Origin of the sequence: Streptomyces sp. NPDC056361 (assembly GCF_042262805.1) — a bacterium.
In the GTDB taxonomy this organism is placed as follows: domain Bacteria; phylum Actinomycetota; class Actinomycetes; order Streptomycetales; family Streptomycetaceae; genus Streptomyces.
The window spans coordinates 1-18,853 of sequence record NZ_JBHJQI010000022.1; the positions used below are offsets into that span (position 1 = coordinate 1).

An 18,853-nucleotide genomic window follows, 5' to 3' on the forward strand; every position below is an offset into this window, starting at 1 on the left:
CTCCCCGTGGGGCCCGGAGGCCGCGCTGCTGCCCGGGGCCACGGGCGCCGCGACGGGCGCGGTGACCGAGGCCGTGCGCGGTCTCACGCCGCTGCCGGCCCGTCCTCCGGGGCGGCGGGCGCACGCCCGGGTGCGGGCGCCCCGCGCGGGCGGCGACCGGACGCAGGGGCGCGGGTTCCTGGCGAAGGCCGCCGCGGTGACCGCCGCGCTGACGGCGCTCGGGGCGCTGCTGGGGCTCGTACGGGACCAGATCCTGGCGGGGTACTTCGGGGCGGGGGCCGAGACCGACGCGTTCCTGGTGGCGTGGACGGTGCCGGAGTTCGCGTCGACGCTGCTGATCGAGGACGCGATGGCGCTGATCCTGGTGCCGGCGTTCTCCCGTGCCCTGGCCCGGCGTTCGGGGGGCCCGTTCGGCGACCCGGTGCGGGCGCTCGTGCGGGGCACGCTGCCCCGGCTGACCCTGGCCGTGGGGGCCGCCGCCGCGCTCCTCGTCGTGGCGGCGCCGCTGCTGGTGTCGGCGCTCGCGCCGGGGCTGCCCGATCCGGGGCTCGCGGTCGACTGCACGCGGCTCACCGGGACGTGCGTGCTGTCGTTCGCGCTGGTGGGGTACTGCTCGGCCGCGCTGCGCGCGCACGGCTGCTTCGTGCCCCCGGCGACCATCTACGTGGCGTACAACGTCGGCATCATCGGCACGATCCTGCTGCTGCGCCAGCCGTGGGGGGTGCGCTCCGCCGCCGCCGGGGTCGCGGTCGGCGGCGTGCTGATGGTCCTCGTGCAGGCGCCGTCGCTGCTGCGCGAGCTGCGGGTCCGTCCGGTGCCGATGCGGGAGCCCGGGGCGCTCGCGTCCGGCGACTCGGGCGAGGGCCGGATCGTGCTGCTCGGTCTGATCGCGCCCGTCGTCGCGTTCTCGCTGTGCCGCCAGTCCCAGACCCTGATCGAGCGCTTCCTCGCGTCCCCGCTGCCCGCCGGCGCCATCTCGCATCTGAACTACGCGCAGAAGGTCGCCCAGATGCCGATGATCCTGTCCCTGATGCTGTGCACGGTCAGCTTCCCGGTGGTGGCCCGCGCGCTCGCCGCGGGCGACACCGAGGCGGCCCGCCGCCGGGTCGAGCGGGATCTGCTGATGGCCGCCGTCGTGGTGCTCGCCGGCGCCTCCACGGTGATCGCCGCCGCCCCCCGGATCGTCGAACTCCTCTTCGAGCGAGGAGAGTTCGGCGCCGCCGACACCACGTCCACCGCCGCCGTCATGCGGGTCTACGCGCTCGGGCTGCTCGGCCAGACGATGGTCGGCGCCCTCGTCCGCTGCTACTTCTCCGCCGCCCGCCCGCTCTGGTACCCGGCCGCCTCCATGGCCGCGGGCCTCGCCACGACCGCCGCCGCGGGCGTCCCCGGCGCCCACTACTGGGGTGCGGTGGGCATCGCCGCCGCCAACGCCCTCGGGATCACCCTGACCGCCGTCCTGCTGCTGCGCGGCGCCCACCGGCAGGCCGTCCCGGTCCGCGTCGACCGGCTCGGCGAGGGTCTTCTCCGGCTCGCCGCCGCCGGCGCGTGGGCCACCGGCGTCGGCTGGCTCTGCCAGCTCGCGATCGGCCCCGCCGCCCTCGCCGTCGCCGCCGCCTGCCTGGCCGTCTGCGGCGTCTTCCTGCTCTTCCTCGCCTGCGCCCCCAAGGCGCCCGAGATTCCGCCCCTGCCCCGCTCCGCCTCCCGGAGGACCCCCCATGCCCGCCGCCACCGCGCTGCGCCGTCTGCTGCCGAAGCCGCCCCTGTGGGTGAAGCCGCCCCTGTGGGTGGCGATGTACCACTCGATCACGGACGCCGGTGACGACCCGTACCGGGTGACCGTCTCCCCCGTGCGCTTCGCCCGGCAACTGCACTGGCTGGGCGACCGGGGGCTGCGCGGGGTCTCGGTGCGGGAGCTGCTCGCCGCCACCGCCGCCGGGCGCGCCAAGGGCCTCGTCGGCCTCACCTTCGACGACGGGTACGCGGACTTCCTCGACTCGGCGCTGCCGTTGCTGCGCCGGCACGGCTTCACGGCGACGGTCTACGTCCTGCCGGGCCGGCTCGGCGGCGAGAACGGCTGGGACGCCGCCGGGCCGCGCAAGTCGCTGCTGACCGAGGACGAGATCCTGCGGATCGCCGACGCCGGCATGGAGATCGGCTCGCACGGCCTGACGCACGTCTCCCTCACCGAGGCCGACGACGCGGTGCTCGCCGCCGAGACCCGCCGGAGCCGCGAGCTCCTGGAGGAGATGACCGGCGCGCCGGTGGAGGGCTTCTGCTACCCGTACGGGCAGGTCGACCCGCGCGCTATCCACGCCGTGCGCAAGGCCGGATACCGCTACGCCTGCGCGATCGACCCGGGCCGGCACACCGGGACGTACGCCCTGCCCCGCGTCCACATCGGCGAGGACGACACCTCGTTGCGGCTCACCGCCAAGCGCGTCCTGCACCCGCTGCGCCGCCGCCACCCCGCCGACCTGGTCCCCGCCCGGCAGGACCCCACCGCGGTCGGTGCGCGGTGAAGGTCCTGCACGTCATCACCGGGCTCGGCATCGGCGGCGCCGAGCAGCAGCTGCGGCTGCTGCTCCGCCACCTCCCGGTCAGCAGCGGGGTGGTGACGCTCACCAACCCCGGCGCGGTCGCCGCGGGCATCGAGGCGGACGGCACCCCCGTCACCCATCTGGGCATGACCGGGAACCGCGACCTCGGGGCGCTGCCCCGGCTCGCCCGCATCGTCCGCCAGGGCCGCTACGACCTCGTCCACACCCACCTGTACCGGGCGTGCGTGTACGGCAGGACGGCGGCCAGGATCGCCGGGGTCCGCCGGGTGATCGCCACCGAGCACTCGCTCGGCGAGACGCAGATCGAGGGCCGGCCGCTCTCCGCGGGCACCCGCGCCCTGTACCTCGCGTCCGAGCGGCTCGGCACGTCCACGGTCGCCGTCTCGCCCAGCGTGGCCCGCCGACTGGCCGACTGGGGCGTGCCCCGGGACCGCATCCGGGTGGTGCCCAACGGCATCGAGACGGACCGCTTCGCCTTCGACGCGGGCGCCCGCCGCCTCGCCCGGCGCGCCCTCGGCATCCCCGAGGACGCCTATGTGGTGGGCGGGGTGGGGCGGCTCACGCCGGGGAAGCGGTTCGACCGACTGGTGCGGGCGGTGGCGTCGGTGCCGGAGGCGCGGCTGCTGCTCGTCGGCGAGGGCGGGCACCGGGCGGAGCTGCTGCGGGTGGCGGGCGAGTGCGGGGCCGCCGCCCGGGTGCTGCTCGCCGGGGCCTGCGCGGACCCGCCGACCGCCGCCTCGACCGGCCCCTCGCTGCCCGGGCTGCTCGCCGCGATGGACGTCTTCGTGTCGACCTCCCCCGACGAGACGTTCGGGCTCGCCGTCGTCGAGGCGCTCGCCGCCGGCCTGCCCGTGCTGTACGTGGCCTGCCCGGCGATCGACGACCTGCCGCCGGACGCGGCACCGGGCGCGCGCCGGATCGGCGAGTCCGTGCCCGAGCTGATCTCCGCGCTGCGCGGCATCCGCGACGCCCGGCTCGCCCGGCTGCCCGCGCCGGCGGCCGCCCGCCACTACGACATCGCGCACAGCGCCCGGCAGTTGATGTCCCTCTACGACCAGTCCGTCCACGGCACCCCCTCCCCCGCGAAGTGAGAGAGCCCGCACCCATGAAGACCAACCCACCCCGTTCCTTCCTCCCCGGCGGCCTGCGGTCCCCCGGCCGCTGGGCGGTCCTGCCCGCCGCCGTCCTCGCCGGGGCGGCCCTCGGCGGCGGCTACGGGGTCCTGAAGGCCCCGCAGTACGCGGCGACCAGCTACGTCATCGTCGTACCGGCCGAGAAGTCGGACCCGGCGGCGGCGCTCGGCTTCGCCCAGGCGTACGGACGGGTCGCCACCGACATCGCGGTGACCGGCGACGCCCAGGTGTGGGCCGGGGTCACCGCCGACACCCTGCGCAGGAACGTGCAGGCGGCGACCTCCCCGGACGCCCCGATGATCTCGATCACGGCCCGCGCCGAGCAGCCCTCGAAGGCGGTGTCCATGGCCGACGGCGTGGCCCGGGCACTGGTCCTGAACAGCACGCACGTCGCGGGCAGCACCGGCGTGAAGGTCGTCCAGTTCTCCCGCGCCACCAAGCCCATCGCCCCGGTCTCCCCCTCCGCGCCGCTCTCCGCGCTCGTCGGCGGCTGTGCGGGCGGACTCCTGGGCGGTCTGGTCCTCCTGGTCCGCCCGAAGCGCGGCGCCACCCGCGGCGAGGCGCGGCACTCCCGCCAGGCCCCCGTCGCGTCCGCCCCGGTGCCCGCCCCGGCGGCCGCCACGCACCAGCCGGAGGCGGTGTGACCCCGAGAGCCCTGCGGACCGAGGTCTGCCGCGACGAGGAGGCCTTCGGCCGCCTGACGGCCGAGTGGACGGCCTTGTACGGCCGCTGCTCCTCGGCGACCCCCTTCCAGTCCCACTCCTGGCTGCACTCCTGGTGGCTCTCGTACGGCCGTCCCGGCGCGCTGCGGGTGGTGCTCGTACGGCGGGACGACGGCGGACTCGTCGCCGCCGCACCCCTGATGCGGGCCCGCGGACCGCTGCCCGTCCTCACCCAGCTCGGCGGCACCATCACCGACTTCACGGACGTCCTCCTCGACGACGACTGCCCCGAGGCCGTGCCGGCCCTGGCCCGCGGGCTCGCCCGGGCCGCCCGGGGCGCGGTCATCGACCTGCGGGAGGTGCGGCCCGGGGCGGCCAGCGAACGCGTCTTCGCGCACTGGCGCGGACCGCGCCGGCGGCTGCCCGACTCGCTGTGCCTGGAGCTGCCCGCCGTCCCCATGGAAGGGCTGCTCGAACGGATCCCCTCCGGGAAGGCCCAGCGGGTCCGCGCCAAGCTCCGCAAGCTGGACGCTCTCGGCATCGACACCCACATCGTCACCGGGGAGGAGGTCCCGGCCGCCCTCGACCGGCTCCTCACGCTCCACCGGCTCCAGTGGCAGGGCCGCGGGGTGACCGCCGAGCACACCAGCAGCCGGTTCGCCCAACACCTCACCCGGGCCGTGCGACCCATGGTCGAGCGCGGCGACGCGATGGTCACCGAGTTCCGGCTCGCCGGGGACGTGGTCGCCGCCGACCTCACCCTCATGTCCCCGCGGCTCGCCGGCGGCTACCTGTACGGCGCCGACCCGGCCCTGCGCGCCCGCAAGGTCGACGTCGCCGCCATGCTCCTCCGCCACGGCGCCGCCGAGACGAGCGCCGGCGGCCGCACCACCCTCAGCATGCTGCGGGGCAGCGAGTCGTACAAGCAGCACTGGCGCCCCGAGCCCGTACGCAACCGGCGCCTCCTCCTCACCGGCCGCGGCACGGCCCCGCTGCTCTGGCTCCGCGCCGGCGCCGCCGACGCCCGCCGCTGGGCCGCCGGACAGGCCCGCAGCCACGCCTGGATCCGCCGCGCCCTCGACCGGCTCCCCGGCCGTGCGCCGCACGGCGGCGGCGGATGAGCTCCACCACCGCCGTGCGCTCCGGTCAGAAGGGCCAGACCCCCTTCAGCGCGTCCTTCCAGTCGAGATCGGCCTCGTCCTTCCACGAGCCCTCCGGCACACAGACCGGCCCACCGATCCAACCCTCCAACCACGAACCGAGGTTCACGGTCCAGCAGGTCGGCTTGGGCTCGGGCTTCGGTTCCGGCTTGGGCTCGGGCTTGGGTTCCGGCTTCGGCTCGGGCTTGGGCTCGGGCTTGGGTTCCGGCTTCGGTTCCGGCTTGGGTTCCGGCTTCGGCTCGGGCTTGGGCTCGGGCTTGGGCTCGGGCTTGGGCTCGGGCTTCGGTTCCGGCTTGGGCTCAGGCTTCGGCTCGGGCTTGGGTTCCGGCTTCGGTTCCGGCTTGGGCTCAGGCTTCGGCTCGGGCTTGGGTTCCGGCTTCGGTTCCGGCTTGGGCTCAGGCTTCGGCTCAGGGACCGTCGGGTCAGTCGGGTCCACCGGATCGGTCGGGTCCGTCGGGTCCGTCGGGTCCGTCGGGTCCACCGGATCGGTCGGGTCCACCGGATCCGTCGGGAGTTCCGGTTCGGTCGCTCCGTACAGCATCTGGCGGAAGACGAGCGAGGACTGCGGATTGTCGTCGCATTGCCAGACGCCGTGCGGGCAGTAATCGGTGATCGTGTGGTACAGCGGTTTGTGCTGCCGCATCCATTCCAGCATGCGCCGCATGTAGGTGGGGTTGTCGCCGTTCCGGAAGAGCCCCCATTCGGGATAGGAGATCTGCTTTCCGTGCTCGGCGGCGAAATCGACCTGCTTCTGGAGTCCGTAGGGCTCGCTGACGTGCTGGTCGAAGCTCATTCCCGGGGGCTGGTCGTACGAGTCCATGCCGATGATGTCGACGACGTCGTCACCCGGGTAGCACTCGGTCCACGGGATCGCGTCGCGGCCGCGGCTCGGGTTGAAGTCGAAGCGGAACTCCTGGCCCGGTACGGACCGCATCGTGGCGACGATCCGGTTCCAGTACTTCTTCCAGGCGGTGGGGTCGGGGGCGCACCGGTGGGTGTAGGTGGTGCCGTTCATCTCCCAGCCGAGGACGACGACGGTGTCGGCGGCGTTCAGTCCGACGAGCCGTTCGGCGAGGGTCTTGAAGTGGTGGTCGTAGTAGCCGGCGGCGCCGAGCTGGAGCTGGCGGCGGACCTCGTGGTCGGAGACGCCGGCCTCGTTCCGTTCGAGCATGGGCACGTTGAGGACGAAGAGGCGGTCGGCCTTCTCGTTGCGCCAGTCGGCCCAGGCGTCGAGGAAGCCGGGGGGCCCCTCGATGCTGCTCCACCGCTCGCCGGGGAGGTAGGTGTGGCCGACGCGGAGTTCGTGGCCGCCGAGCCACCGCTGCAGCTGCCCGATGCGGGCGACCCCGAGCGCGCCCGAGTCGAGGAAGGCCCCCATGGCGCCGGCGAGCGTCGGCGTGGGGTCCTTCGCCGTGGCGGAGTCGGCGGCGCGGGCGGGGGACGAGAGGACGACTGAGCCCGTGGCGAGGAGACCGGCGGTGAACACCCCCAGCCACGCTCTCGAGGTTCTCCGGTATGCAGCTGCCATGGTTGCTCCTTAGCGCCGTTCGCTTTTTGATGATCCGTCAATCCGATGTTCCGAAAGTATTCCTAATGAGCCGACCGTGAACTCGGCTTCCCTCTGATCGGTAGTCCATTAGAGGATTTCATCGCCCAGTTGGGGCACCCGAGAGGAAGGGCATGCCGTGCTGCGCCAGAGTTTCGACACCCGTGTCCCCGCCGTCCTGGTGCGGCTCGACCGGAATCCCTTTCATCACGGCACCCTCGGCGCCGCGCGCTCGCTGGGACGGGCGGGAATTCCGGTCCATGCCGTCATCGAATCGAGCACCAGTCCGGTCACCCGCTCCCGCTATCTCCGTTCGGCCCGGGCCCGCCCCGTGGCGACCTCCGCCGCCGAGCTGGCGGGGCTGCTGAAGCGGATGGCCGGCGAGATCACCGACAGCCCGTCAGAACCCGTACTGCCCGTGCCGCTGGACGACGTCAGCGCCCTCGCGCTGGCCCGCCACCGCGACGAACTCGGCCCGCGCTTCCTGCTGCCCGAGCAGACCGAGCGGCAGTTGCTCCGGGTCGCGGACAAGGGGGCGCTCGCCGAGACCTGTGCGGCCCTGGGCCTGCCGCACCCGCGGACCGAACTGCCCGCCGGCGCCGACGAGGCCGCCGCCATGGCGTGGTCGCTCGGCCTGCCGGTGATCGCCAAGTGGAGCCGGCCGTGGCTGCTGCCGGCCGGCGGCGGGCTGCGCAGCACCACGATCGTGCGGTCGCTGGCGGAGGTACGGGAGCTGTACGCCCGCACCCCGGAGGCGGGCAGCCGGCTGCTGCTCCAGGAACTCCTCCCGGCGGGCCGCGACCTGGACTGGTTCTTCCACGGGTACGTGGACTCCGGGGGCCGCTGCACGACCGGGGCGTCGGGCCGCAAGGAGCGGTCCTGGCCGGACGGGGCGGGACTCACCGCCGTGGGCCGCTGGGCGGTGAACCCGGCCGTCGAGCGGACCGCCCGCGAGCTCCTCGACGCGCTCGGCTACCGGGGCGTGTGCGATCTGGACTTCCGGCTCGACCGGGCGACCGGCGCGTACCACCTGCTCGACTTCAACCCCCGGCCCGGCGCCCAGTTCCGGCTGTTCGCCGACGCGGACGGCCTGGACGTGGTCCGGGCGCTCCACCTCGACCTCACCGGGCGTCCGGTGCCGCCGCACACCCCCGCGTACGGCCGCCGGTTCCTGGTCGAGAACTACACGGTGCTCTCGCTCCTGGCCTCGCCGCACCGCCGGTACGCGGCCGAGCCGGGGGCCGCGCGGCAGCGGACCGAGTTCGCCTGGTGGGCGGCCGACGACCCGGGGCCCGCGCTCTCCATGGGCCGCGCCTGGGCCGCCCACCTGCTGCGCAGGGCGCTGACCGCGCTCCGCGGCCTGTTCGGGGCGGGACGTACTCCTCCGCCGGGCACCGCGTCGGCGCCGGCGCCCCGCGCCTCCTCCCACCAGCTCACCCCACGATGAAGGCGGAAGGCACGATGTCGAAGTCGTCGAAGCCGATGTACGACCTGGTGGTCGTCGGGGCCGGACCCTACGGTCTGTCCGTGGCCGCGCACGCGGCGGCCCGCGGACTGGACCTCCGGACCTTCGGCCGCTCGATGGAGTCCTGGCACGCCATGCCCTCGGGCATGTTCCTGAAGTCGGAGCCGTGGGCCTCCCACCTCTCCGACCCGGGGGGCGCGTACGGACTCGACGCCTACGCCGCCACCCGGGGCGTCCGCGCCACCCACGGCGTGCCGCTGCCGGTCGACTTCTTCGCCGCGTACGGCGACTGGTTCGCCCGGCAGGCCGTGCCGGCGCTCGACGAGCGCCTGATCGCGTCGGTGGCCCCCGGCCCCGGTGGGTTCGAACTGCGGACCGAGGACGGCGAGGCCCTCCGCGCCCGGACGGTGGCGCTCGCCGTCGGCGTCCTGCCGTTCATGGAGATCCCCGGCCCGCTGCGCGGACTCCCCCGGCGGTACGTCACCCACTCCAGCCACCACGGCGAACTCGACGGCTTCGCCGGCCGGGACGTCACGGTCGTCGGGGCCGGCCAGGCCGCCCTGGAGACCGCCGCGCTCCTCACGGAGCGGGGCGCCGCCACCGTGCGGATCGTCGCCCGCGCGGACCGGCTGCGCTGGAACACCCTGCCCCCGGCCCTCGACCGCGGACTGTGGCCCTCGCTGCGCGCCCCGCACACGGGCCTCGGCTGCGGCTGGAAGAACAAGCTGTACGCGGACACCCCGGGCGTCTTCCGGCGACTGCCGGCCGCCACCCGCGAGCGGATCTTCGACTCGGCGCTCGGGCCGGCGGGCGCCTGGTGGCTCCGCGAGCGGTTCGCGGCGATCGGGGACGTACGCCTCGGGCAGCGGATCACCTCGGCCGCGGTGACCGGCGACGAGCGGCTGCGGATCGACGTCGCCGGGCCCGAGGGGACGACGGTCCTGGAGACCGACCACGTCGTCGCGGCCACCGGCTTCACCCCCAGCCTGGACCGGGCCGGCGTGCTCTCCCCCGCGCTGCGCGGCGCCCTGCGCACGGTCGGCGCGGGCGGCGCGCCGGAGGTCGGCGGCCTCTTCGAGTCGTCGTGGCCCGGCCTCTTCCTCGCCGGACTGCTCACCGCCCCTTCGTACGGCCCGTCGATGCGGTTCGTCCTCGGCGCCGAGTACACGGCGGGGCGCCTGGTGAAGGGCGTGCGGCAGCGGCTGCGGACGGGTGCCCCGGGCGGGGCGGTGGGCCTGCCGCGTACGGGCGGGAAGGCGCCGGTCACGGCATGACCGAGGGCCGGCCCCGGGGAGCGGACGCTCTCCGGGGCCGACCCCGTGCCTGCGCGGTGCCGTGGGGTCAGGCGTTGACGCAGATGTTGCCGGCGGCCGGGTTCAGCGCGCCGATGACGTTCACGCTGTTGCCGCAGACGTTGATCGGGATGTGGATCGGGACCTGGACGACGTTGCCGGACAGGACACCCGGCGAACCGATCGCCACACCGTGCGCGTCCGCGTCCGCGAAGGCCGGCGACGCCGCACCCATGGCCATGACGATTCCGGCGATGACGGCCGCAGCCTTCTTACAGTTCATTTCGTCTGGATCCTTTCTTCGGCGGAATGCATTTCCGCAGCACACAAGACAACGAACACACCTCGAAAAGGAAACCGAAACGTCGGGGGAGTTTCCTCTTTCACCCCATTGCCCGCACGAACAGGGCCGGAGGGGAACGTCACCGTTCCCTCCGGCCCTGTTTCGCGCGATGCGGATCAGCCGTTGTAGGCACCGTTGCCAGAGAGCACCGGGATGTCCTCGACGATGTGCGACAGCGGCTCGTCGCCCTTGGCCTGGGTCGAGTTCTCGGCGCACTGCTGGTTCTGCGGGGAGGACAGGACGTTGATGTCCTGGACCGCGACCGGGACGAGGATGCCGACGACCGAGCCGACGTTGCCCTTGACCGGGGCACCGAGGCAGAGCTTGTTCAGCGAGCCCTGGACGGCCGAGAACTGCGGGCTCATGTCACCGGTGGTCTTCGAGTTGCCGAAGGACTGGTGCGCGCCGTTGCCCGAGAGCGAGGTCGTGCCGCCGTCGTCGGCGATGGCGAGCGCCGGGGAGGCCGCCGCAGCAGAAGCGCCGACAACAGAGGCCGTAACAGCCGCAGCCGCCATAATCTTCTTGATCACGGTGATTCCGTTCCTGTTCCCACCAATCGACCTGATTGATGCGACGGGATCAACTGCGCCCGGTGGCTTTGGTTCCGGCACTTCACCCGTTCGACTGGGCCCGCGTTTCGCGCTGCCGAGTGCGCTCCGCCAAGGGGGTGACACCGCGGAACCCTTGCGTCCGGGGGCAGTTGATCAGGCAGCTCCCTGCACGGAGCCGGTTCTAGAAGGGAACTCCCGTGATCAAGAAGGTTATGGCCACTGCGGCCGCAGCCGTCTCCATCGTCGGCGCCACCGCCGCCGTGGCCTCCCCCGCGCTCGCCATCGCCAACGACGGCGGCACCACGTCGCTCTCGGGCAACGGCGCGCACCAGGAGTACGGCAACTCCGCCACCTACGGCAACATGAGCCCGCAGTTCGCACTCGTCCAGGGCTCCCTGAACAAGCCGTGCGTGGGCCTGCCGGCCAAGGTCAACGCCGGTTCGCTGATCGGTGCCATCCCGATCGCGGTCCAGGACATCAACGTCCTGTCCTCCCCGCAGAACCAGCAGTGCACCGAGAACTCCACGCAGGCCAAGGGTGACGAGGCGCTCTCGCACATCCTGGACGACATCCCGGTCCTGTCGGGCAACGGCGTCGGCAACAACTGACGTTCCGCGCTTCGCGCGTCGGCGTTCACACGTCAGGGGCCGCCCTCCGGGGCGGCCCCTTTCGCGCTGTCACCAGGTCGGCCACACCGGCGCGGCCATCAGGCGCTCCCACTCGCGGTCCGGCACGCCGGGGACCGTGCGCCCCGCCTGCGTCCACTGGGCCACCAGGGCGGAATACACCGGGAATGGCGTGCGGTCGGGAGGGGGTGCCTCACTCACATATCGGCTCTTCGGAATGAAGGCCATCCGTTCCCATTTTCCGGGATCCGGCGCCATCTTCGCTCCTTCCGCTGCGATTCCCGCATCATTCCACAGGCGCCGCAGGAGAGTGATTCGCCCTGTTCATGTCGCGTCGCGTACCTGTGTGCGAGCGGGGTCGAAATAGCGTGCGGGCATGAAATTCCCGCGTTCCCGGGGGCTGCGCCGCGCACTGCTCGCCTCGGCGGCCCTCACGGCTCTCGCCGCGCTCGCGCCCGGCGCCCTCGCCGTCGTCCCGTCCGACCTGCCCTCCCCCGAGCAGGGGCTGAACCTCCTGGTCGTCGGCATCGACAGCCGCAAGGGCGTCACCGAGGAGGAGAAGGAACGCTTCCGCCTGGGCGGGCAGGAGTGCGACTGCACCGACGTGATCATGCTGGTGCACGTGTCCGCGGCGAACGACCGGGTCAGCGTCGTGAGCCTGCCGCGCGACTCACTCGCCGCCTTCCCCGACCAGCACCGCGACCGGCGGACCGGAAAGCTGCACGCCGCCCACCCCGCGAAGATCAACAACGCCTGGGCGGAGGGCGGCCCCGCCTTCACGGTGCAGACCGTCGAGTCGATGACCGGGCTGCCCGTCCACCGCTACCTGGAGATCGACTTCCGGCGCTTCATGGACACCGTCGACCGCGTCGACGGCGGAGTCCCCGTCTGTACGGTCGAGCCGCTCGAGGACCCGGTCACCGGCATCGACCTGCAGCCCGGTACCAAGCGGGTCGCCGGCGGCGAGGCGCTCCAGTACGTGCGGTCGCGGCGGGCCGACGGGCAGATGGACTTCGGGCGGATCCAGAAGCAGCAGAAGTTCGTGGTGAACACCCTGGAGCGGCTCCGCGAGGGCGTCCTGGACGACCCGGCGGCGTTGGAGGCGTTCGCCGGGACCCTGCGCGGCACCGCCGCCGTCGAGCGGGGCGTCTCGACGAGGGAGCTGCTGACGCTCGCCGCCCGTCTGAAGGACCTGCCTCCGGACCGGATGGAGTTCTCGACCGTGCCCGTACGGGGTTTCAACCCGGACATCGCCGGGGTCGGGTCGACGCTCGCGTGGGACGAGGAAGGGGCCGCGGAGGTCTTCGGGCGGCTGCGCGAGGACCGTCCGCTGCCCGCGGCCGGGGCCGTGGCGCCGAGCGAGATCCCGGTGGGCGCGTACCGGCCCGCGCCGGGTTCCTCGCTCATCTGCCCGTAGTCCGTCCGGTGGACTTGCCGGAACCTCCGGGCCACCGACCAGTTGATCAGCACGGCTCGCCACTCAGCGGGCCAGGATCCGAAAGGCCTGAACAATGAAGAAGCTCTTGGCGACGGCTGCTGTGGCCGCGTCCGTTCTCGGCGCGACGGCGGCGGGTGCCGGTCAGGCGCTGGCGATCGCCGACGACGGCGGCACCACCTCGCTGTCGGGCAACGGCGCCCACCAGGAGTTCGGCAACTCCAGCACCCACGGCGACATGAGCCCGCAGTTCGCGCTCGTCCAGGGCTCCCTGAACAAGCCGTGCGTGGGCCTGCCGGCCAAGGTCAACGCCGGTTCGCTGATCGGCCTGATCCCGATCGCGGTCCAGGACGTCAACGTCCTGTCCTCCCCGCAGAACCAGCAGTGCACCGAGAACTCCACCCAGGCCAAGGGTGACGAGCCGCTGTCGCACATCCTCAGCGACATCCCCGTGCTGTCCGGCAACGGCGCCGGCAACAGCTGAGCAACGCCGCTCGGCGACGGTGCGGCCCCGCCGCCCCTCCTCGGAGGGGTGGCGGGGCCGTCCCCGTTCCGCGCCGGGGTCAGAGCGCCCGGCGCAGTTCGGCCGGGTCCGTGACCGGGGCGTCGCAGGTGAAGTGACGGCAGACGTACGCGGCGGGTCGTCCGGCCACCAGCGGACGGTCCTTCAGGAGCGGGAACTCCTCGCTGTCGGGGGTGCCGGTGGCGACGACCGCGCCGGGGGCGGTGGCCAGGAGCGCGGTACGGCGCAGCTCCTGGAAGGCCTCGTCGCCGGGGGCGCCGACCACCGCGATCTCGCGGGGCCCGTCGAGGAGGGCCTCGGCGACGGCGAGTCCCCAGCCGATGAAGCGGGGCGCGCGCGGGCCGAGGGCCTTGACGACGCCGAGCGCTCCTTCGGCGGCGGCGCGGTGGGCCTCGGAGCCGGTCTGCGCCGCGTAGGAGAGCAGTGCTCCGGCGGCGGCGGTCCAGCCGGACGGGGTGGCGTTGTCGGTGGGGTCCTGGGGGCGCCGGATGAGGGCCTCGGCGTCGTGGGCCGTGTCGTACAGCGCGCCGCCCTCGGCGACGAAGCGGTCGAGGACGAGGTCCAGGAGGAAGCCGGCGAACTCCAGCCAGGCGCCTTCGCCGGTGACGGCGGCGAGGGCGAGGAACCCCTCGGCGACGTCGGCGTAGTCCTCCAGGACCCCGGCGTTGGTGCCGGCCCGGCCGTCCTTCGAGGTGCGGGTGAGCCGGGCCTGCTCGTCCATGTGGACCCGGACGAGCAGGTCGGCGGCCTCGGTGGCGCGCTCGACGAGGTCGGGGCGGTCGAAGAGGGCGCCGGTCTCGGCGAGGGCGGCGATGGCGAGGCCGTTCCAGGCGGCGACGACCTTGTCGTCGCGGCCGGGGCGGGCGCGCTCCTCGCGGGCGGCGAGGAGCCGGGCCGCGATCGACGCGATCCGGTCGGCGTCGGCCGGGCCCGCCTCCTGGGGGAGCTGGAGGACGGAGCTGCCGTGCTCGAAGGTGCCGTCCTCGGTGACGCCGTAGTGGGCGGCGGCGAGGGCGGCGTCGTCCGCGCCGAGGACCTCGGCGAGCTGCCCGGGGGTCCACACGTAGTAGGCGCCCTCGACGTGCTTGCCGGTGCCGTCGTCAGAGTCGGCGTCGAGGGCGGAGGCGAAGCCGCCCTCGGGGGTGCGGAGTTCGCGGACGAGGAAGTCGGCGGTCTCCAGGGCGACCCGGCGGGCCAGGTCGCTGCCGGTGGCCTTCCACAGGTGGGCGTAGGCGCGGCAGAGCAGGGCGTTGTCGTACAGCATCTTCTCGAAGTGGGGGACGACCCAGGCGCGGTCGACGGCGTAGCGGGCGAAGCCGCCGCCGAGCTGGTCGTAGATGCCGCCGCGGGCCATCGCCTCGCAGGTGTCGACGGCCATCTGGAGGGCGCCCTCGGAGCCCGTACGGGCGTGGTGGCGGAGCAGGAACTCCAGGGCCATCGACGGCGGGAACTTGGGGGCGCCGCCGAAGCCGCCGCGGGTGGCGTCGTACTCGCGGGTGAGGCCGAGGAGGGCCTGGGCGAGCTCCTCCTCGCCGGGGACGCCGTCGCCGCCGTAGGCGAGGGAGCGGCCGGCGAGGTCCTTGACGATCCGGTCGGCGACCTCGCCGACCTCCTCGCGGCGGCCGGTCCAGGCGTCCCGGACGCCTTCGAGGACCTCGGGGAAGGAGGGCATGCCGTGGCGGGGCTCGGGCGGGAAGTACGTACCGAAGTAGAAGGGGGCGGCGTCGGGGGTGAGGAAGACGGTCATCGGCCAGCCGCCCTGGCCGGTGGCGGCCTGGACGGCCTCCATGTAGACGGCGTCGACGTCGGGGCGTTCCTCGCGGTCGACCTTGACCGCGACGAAGTGCTCGTTGACCAGGGCGGCGGTGGCGTCGTCCTCGAAGGACTCGTGCGCCATGACGTGACACCAGTGGCAGGAGCTGTACCCGACGCTGAGCAGGACGGGGACGTCGCGGCGACGGGCCTCCTCGAAGGCCTCGGCCGACCACGGCCACCAGTCGACCGGGTTGTCGGCGTGCTGCAGGAGGTACGGGGAGGTCTCATGGGCCAGTCGGTTCGGCATGGGCCCATCCTGCCGCAGCCGTCTCCTCCTTTCTCCGCTCTCTCGCGCCGACGCGCGCCGCGCAGGACACTGGGCCCGGACGACTCGGGGCCGGGTTCGCCGGCGCGCGCGGAGGGGGACGCACATGCGGGAGAGTCATCGGGCCGTGGCCGAGCGGCTGTTGGAGCGGCTGGTCGCGGAGGAGATACGGGGCTCGGGCGGGCGGGCCGGCGTCCTGCCGTCCGCCGAGGTGCTGCTCGCGCGGGGCCGGGCGGCGCTGGAGTCGATGGCGGCGGACGCGGCGGCGGAGTACGCGGCGTTCCTGGCGGCCCTGGAGGCCTCGGAGGTGCCGACGGGGACGCCGGGTGTCGGGCGGCGGCGGTGGGCGGATCGTTTCACCGGGCCCGCGGTGAGCGCTCCGGCGCTGGTCGCCGGGGTCGCGGCGGCCGCCGCTGTCGGCGCGGACCTGGCGCTCGGCACGGCGACGGGGACGGCGTTCGGCGCGGGCGCGGTGGTGGCGGTGGCCGGCGCGGCGGCGACCGTGCTGAAGGTGACGGCCGGGCCCCGGCCGATCGCCTCCGGTGAATTGCCCGCCGCTGTGGACGAGTTGAGGGCGGAGTGGCTGACCGCCCTGGAGAAGCGGGGCGTGCGGCCGTTCCTGGAGCGGCAGCGGGCGGCCGCCCCGCCGGACGTCACCGTGACGGTGCCGCGGCAGGTGCGGGGCGACCGGCTGAGGGGCGCCGACCGGAGTGCGGCGGCCCGGCGGCGCGCCGTACTGGAGCGGTCGTTCGGCCATCTGCCGGACCCGGGCGGGGTGTTCGCGGGGCGGCGGGAGGAGCTGGCCCGGATCACGCGGTGGGTGCAGGCGGGGCGGGCGTCGGCGGTGACCCGGCCGACGGTGGTGCTGCTGCACGGCGAGCCGGGAGCCGGGCGGACGGCGCTCGCGGTGCGGGCGGCCCACGCGCTGCGGGACCAATTCCGCGGGGCGTGCGTGGTGGACCTGCGGGGCGCCGCGACCGGCGAGCGGCCGGTGTCGACCCGCGAGGCACTGCTCCACCTGCTGAACCGGCTGGGCGCGCCGCGCGACCGGCTGCTGTTCCGGGAGGGCTCGACGGCCGACCAACAGGTGGCGCGGCTGGCGGAGTTGTACCAGCGGCAGCTGACCGGGGTGCCGGTGACGGTGATCCTGGACGACGCCGTGGACGCGGCCCAGGTGCGGGCGCTGTTGCCGGAGCGCTCCGACAGCCTGGTCCTGGTGACCTGCCGGGAGCCGCTGGACCTGGGCCCCGACGTACCGGCCGAGGTGCACGCGCTGCCGGTGGCGGCACTGGACGCGGCCGGGGCGGAGGAACTGCTGCGGGCCGCGGCGGGGGCGCCCGACCCGGGGCCGTACGACGCGGCCGCCGCCGAGCGGATCCGGGAGCTGTGCGGCGGGCTCCCGCTGGCGCTGCGGGTGACGGGCTCCCAGCTCGGGCGGCGCGCGATGGACGAGCTCGCGGAGCTGCTCGCGCGTCCGGGGTGGGAGGCCGATCCCGTCGGGCGCGCCCTGTCCGCGCGCTACCACGCCGGTCTCGGCGACGACGCCCGGCGGCTGCTCCGGCGGCTCGCGCTGGCCGGGCGGGCGTCGCTGGGGGCGGCCGCGGCGGGGGCGCTGCTCGACGCGGACGGGCCGGAGGGGGCGCGGCTGCTGCGGGAGCTGGCCGACGCGGGGCTGCTCGACCACGTGCGGGGCGAGCGGTACCGGCTGCACGACGCGGTGCGCGGTTTCGCTGCGGTCCGGCTCCTGGACGAGGAGGACGCGACGGAGGTCGCGGCCGCGCAGGAGCGGCTGATCCGCAACTACGCGGAGCTGGCGGACGCGGTGATCCGGATGGTCGACGGCAAGATGTCGACGCGCGCCGACCGGTTCGACGGGCACGGCTTCGGGTCCCTGGAGGCGGCCCTGAGCTGGCTCGACGAGGAGACCAGTTTCATCACGGCGGCGCTGCGGCACGCGGAGGGCGTCGACCAGCAGACCGTCCTGGGGCTGCTGGGCGCGCTGTGCGACTACTGCCTGCTGCGCGGCGACCTCTACCGGCTCGGCGAGATCAACGAGCTGGCCGAGTCCGTCGGGCAGGGCCAGCTGTCCCGCTCGGTGCAGTGGCGGACCGGCATCGCGGCCCGGCAGCTCGGCGAGCTCGACAAGGCGCGGACGACGCTCACGTCCGTCGTCTCGCTCTACCAGGAGGCCCGGCAGGACCCGGGGGCGGCGCTCGCGCTCTGCTCGCTCGGCATCACCCTGCACCACCAGGGGCGGCTCGCGGAGGCGGCGGCGCGGCTGCGGGAGGCGCTCGCCCTCCAGGAGCCTGCGGAGCTCGCCGCCGACCGGGGGTGGACGCTGCACGCGCTCGCCGCCGTGGAGCGGGACCGGGGGAACCTGGCGGAGGCGGCGACCCTGCTCGACCGGTCGCTGGCCCTGCACCGGGAGCACGAGTCCCCGCACGGCGAGGCTTGGGCGCATTTCCAGCGGGGCCAGGTGCTGCTGCTGCGGGGCGACGTGGCGGGTGCCGAGGGCGAGCTGCGGGGCGCCCTCGACGGCTACGGGCGCATCCACGACGGGCGCGGCGAGGCGTGGGCACTGACCCAGCTCGCCCGGGCGCGGCTGGCGGCCGGGGACGCGGAGCCGGCGGTCGAGGAGCTGCGCGGGGCGCTCGCCCGGCACCGCGAGCAGGAGGACGCGCGGGGCGAGGCGTGGACGCTCTACCACCTGGGGCACGCCCTGGAGGAGCGCGGCGACCGTGACGAGGCGGTGCGGGAGCTGGGCCGGGCCCGGACGATGTTCTCCCGGATGCGGGACGTGTACGGCCTGGCCAGTGCCCGGCACCACTCGGGCCGGGTCACCCGGGACCAGCTCGCGGCCCGCACGGGCGGGCTGCGCAACTCGGGCTTCGCCCGGCAGCTCCTGGTGGACGCGCGGGCGGACTTCCACCGGATCGGGGTGGCCCACGGGGAGGCCTGGACGTGCCTGGAGCTCGCGATCATCGACGCGGGCAACGCGCGCGTGCCGCAGGCGCTGGGCCTGTGCGACGAGGCGCGCGCCCTGTTCGGCACGTACGGCGACCTGCGGGGCGCCGACTGGGCCCGCTTCCTGCGCTGCACCCTGCTGCCCCACGCGGCTCCGGGCGCCCCGGAGCCGGGGACGGCGTCGGCCCGCGAGGAGCTGGCCGCGCTGGTCGCCGACCGGCATCCGGCCCGTGACCCGCGGCTCGACGACTGCGCCGAGGCCTACGCCGTCGTGCTCGGCCGGGGCGTCCCCGCGTCGGCGCCCTGGCAGGCCTGGGACCTGGGCATGGTGCCGAACCGGCACGCCCGTGAGGTGCTGGGGGTGCCGGGGGCTTAGGGCCTGTCCGGAAAGTAGAGCCGTCTGCCGCGAGCCAGGTGGGACTTCCGGACAGGGCCTGGGGCGGGCCTCGTCGGGCCGGGGTCGGCCCGGTCGGGAGGGCGCGCCCCGCGGGGCCGCACGGAACCGCCCCCCG

Annotated in this window: 15 protein-coding genes; 11 read left to right on the forward strand and 4 right to left on the reverse strand. The window is 74.6% G+C overall.

Going from position 1 to position 18,853, the window contains the following annotated elements:
- Positions 1-61: 61 nt before the first annotated feature.
- The 5 genes from murJ to ACFCY7_RS09790 are packed head-to-tail and all read left to right on the forward strand — an operon-like array spanning position 62 to position 5,477.
- Positions 62-1,822 (forward strand): murein biosynthesis integral membrane protein MurJ, encoded by a 1,761-nt coding sequence (gene murJ / locus ACFCY7_RS09770; protein WP_376483084.1) that lies wholly within the window; start codon positions 62-64, stop codon positions 1,820-1,822.
- The gene (locus ACFCY7_RS09775; RefSeq protein ID WP_376482966.1) at positions 1,719-2,522 is read left to right on the forward strand and encodes a polysaccharide deacetylase family protein; all 804 of its coding nucleotides are present in this window, start codon (positions 1,719-1,721) and stop codon (positions 2,520-2,522) included. Before murJ ends, ACFCY7_RS09775 begins: the two co-directional genes overlap by 104 nt.
- The gene (locus tag ACFCY7_RS09780; RefSeq protein WP_376482969.1) at positions 2,519-3,652 is read left to right on the forward strand and encodes a glycosyltransferase; all 1,134 of its coding nucleotides are present in this window, start codon (positions 2,519-2,521) and stop codon (positions 3,650-3,652) included. The genes ACFCY7_RS09775 and ACFCY7_RS09780 overlap by 4 nt, the downstream gene beginning before the upstream one ends.
- Positions 3,653-3,666: 14 nt before the next feature.
- A complete protein-coding gene (locus ACFCY7_RS09785) occupies positions 3,667-4,338 on the forward strand; it encodes a lipopolysaccharide biosynthesis protein (protein WP_376482970.1) in 672 nt (223 codons plus the stop codon).
- Positions 4,335-5,477 (forward strand): GNAT family N-acetyltransferase, encoded by a 1,143-nt coding sequence (locus ACFCY7_RS09790; RefSeq protein ID WP_376482972.1) that lies wholly within the window; start codon positions 4,335-4,337, stop codon positions 5,475-5,477. Before ACFCY7_RS09785 ends, ACFCY7_RS09790 begins: the two co-directional genes overlap by 4 nt.
- A 25-nt stretch (positions 5,478-5,502) precedes the next feature.
- Here the strand turns inward: ACFCY7_RS09790 and ACFCY7_RS09795 are convergent, their stop codons facing one another.
- Positions 5,503-7,044, reverse strand: a complete 1,542-nt coding sequence (locus tag ACFCY7_RS09795) for a glycoside hydrolase family 26 protein (protein WP_376482973.1) — start codon at positions 7,042-7,044, stop codon at positions 5,503-5,505.
- Positions 7,045-7,201: 157 nt separating this feature from the next.
- On the opposite strand from ACFCY7_RS09795, the gene ACFCY7_RS09800 reads away from it, so the two are divergent.
- Together ACFCY7_RS09800 and ACFCY7_RS09805 are read left to right on the forward strand one after the other, a co-directional pair.
- Positions 7,202-8,509 (forward strand): ATP-grasp domain-containing protein, encoded by a 1,308-nt coding sequence (locus tag ACFCY7_RS09800; protein ID WP_376482974.1) that lies wholly within the window; start codon positions 7,202-7,204, stop codon positions 8,507-8,509.
- Positions 8,510-8,544: 35 nt separating this feature from the next.
- The gene (locus ACFCY7_RS09805; protein ID WP_376483086.1) at positions 8,545-9,801 is read left to right on the forward strand and encodes an FAD-dependent oxidoreductase; all 1,257 of its coding nucleotides are present in this window, start codon (positions 8,545-8,547) and stop codon (positions 9,799-9,801) included.
- 67 nt (positions 9,802-9,868) lie between these two features.
- Here ACFCY7_RS09805 and ACFCY7_RS09810 read toward each other — a convergent pair whose 3' ends face one another.
- Positions 9,869-10,102, reverse strand: a complete 234-nt coding sequence (locus ACFCY7_RS09810; RefSeq protein ID WP_376482975.1) for a chaplin — start codon at positions 10,100-10,102, stop codon at positions 9,869-9,871.
- Between the two features lie 176 nt (positions 10,103-10,278).
- Complete coding sequence (locus ACFCY7_RS09815) at positions 10,279-10,692, reverse strand: rodlin (RefSeq protein WP_376482977.1); 414 nt, start codon at positions 10,690-10,692, stop codon at positions 10,279-10,281.
- 218 nt (positions 10,693-10,910) lie between these two features.
- On the opposite strand from ACFCY7_RS09815, the gene ACFCY7_RS09820 reads away from it, so the two are divergent.
- The 3 genes from ACFCY7_RS09820 to ACFCY7_RS09830 all read left to right on the forward strand — a co-directional run bounded on the left by ACFCY7_RS09820 (position 10,911) and on the right by ACFCY7_RS09830 (position 13,258).
- Positions 10,911-11,321 carry a rodlin gene (locus tag ACFCY7_RS09820; protein ID WP_376482978.1) on the forward strand — a complete coding sequence of 137 codons (411 nt, stop codon included), beginning with the start codon at positions 10,911-10,913 and terminating at the stop codon, positions 11,319-11,321.
- 394 nt (positions 11,322-11,715) lie between these two features.
- Positions 11,716-12,756, forward strand: a complete 1,041-nt coding sequence (locus tag ACFCY7_RS09825; protein WP_376482980.1) for an LCP family protein — start codon at positions 11,716-11,718, stop codon at positions 12,754-12,756.
- Positions 12,757-12,850: 94 nt separating this feature from the next.
- Positions 12,851-13,258, forward strand: coding sequence for a rodlin (locus tag ACFCY7_RS09830; RefSeq protein WP_376482981.1), 408 nt, complete (start codon positions 12,851-12,853; stop codon positions 13,256-13,258).
- A 79-nt stretch (positions 13,259-13,337) separates the two neighbouring features.
- On the opposite strand, the gene ACFCY7_RS09835 is transcribed toward ACFCY7_RS09830, so the two are convergent.
- The gene (locus tag ACFCY7_RS09835) at positions 13,338-15,359 is read right to left on the reverse strand and encodes a thioredoxin domain-containing protein (RefSeq protein ID WP_376482983.1); all 2,022 of its coding nucleotides are present in this window, start codon (positions 15,357-15,359) and stop codon (positions 13,338-13,340) included.
- A gap of 124 nt (positions 15,360-15,483) precedes the next feature.
- Here ACFCY7_RS09835 and ACFCY7_RS09840 point away from each other — a divergent pair, with 124 nt between their 5' ends.
- Positions 15,484-18,717, forward strand: a complete 3,234-nt coding sequence (locus ACFCY7_RS09840) for a tetratricopeptide repeat protein (protein ID WP_376482985.1) — start codon at positions 15,484-15,486, stop codon at positions 18,715-18,717.
- Positions 18,718-18,853 lie beyond the last annotated feature (136 nt).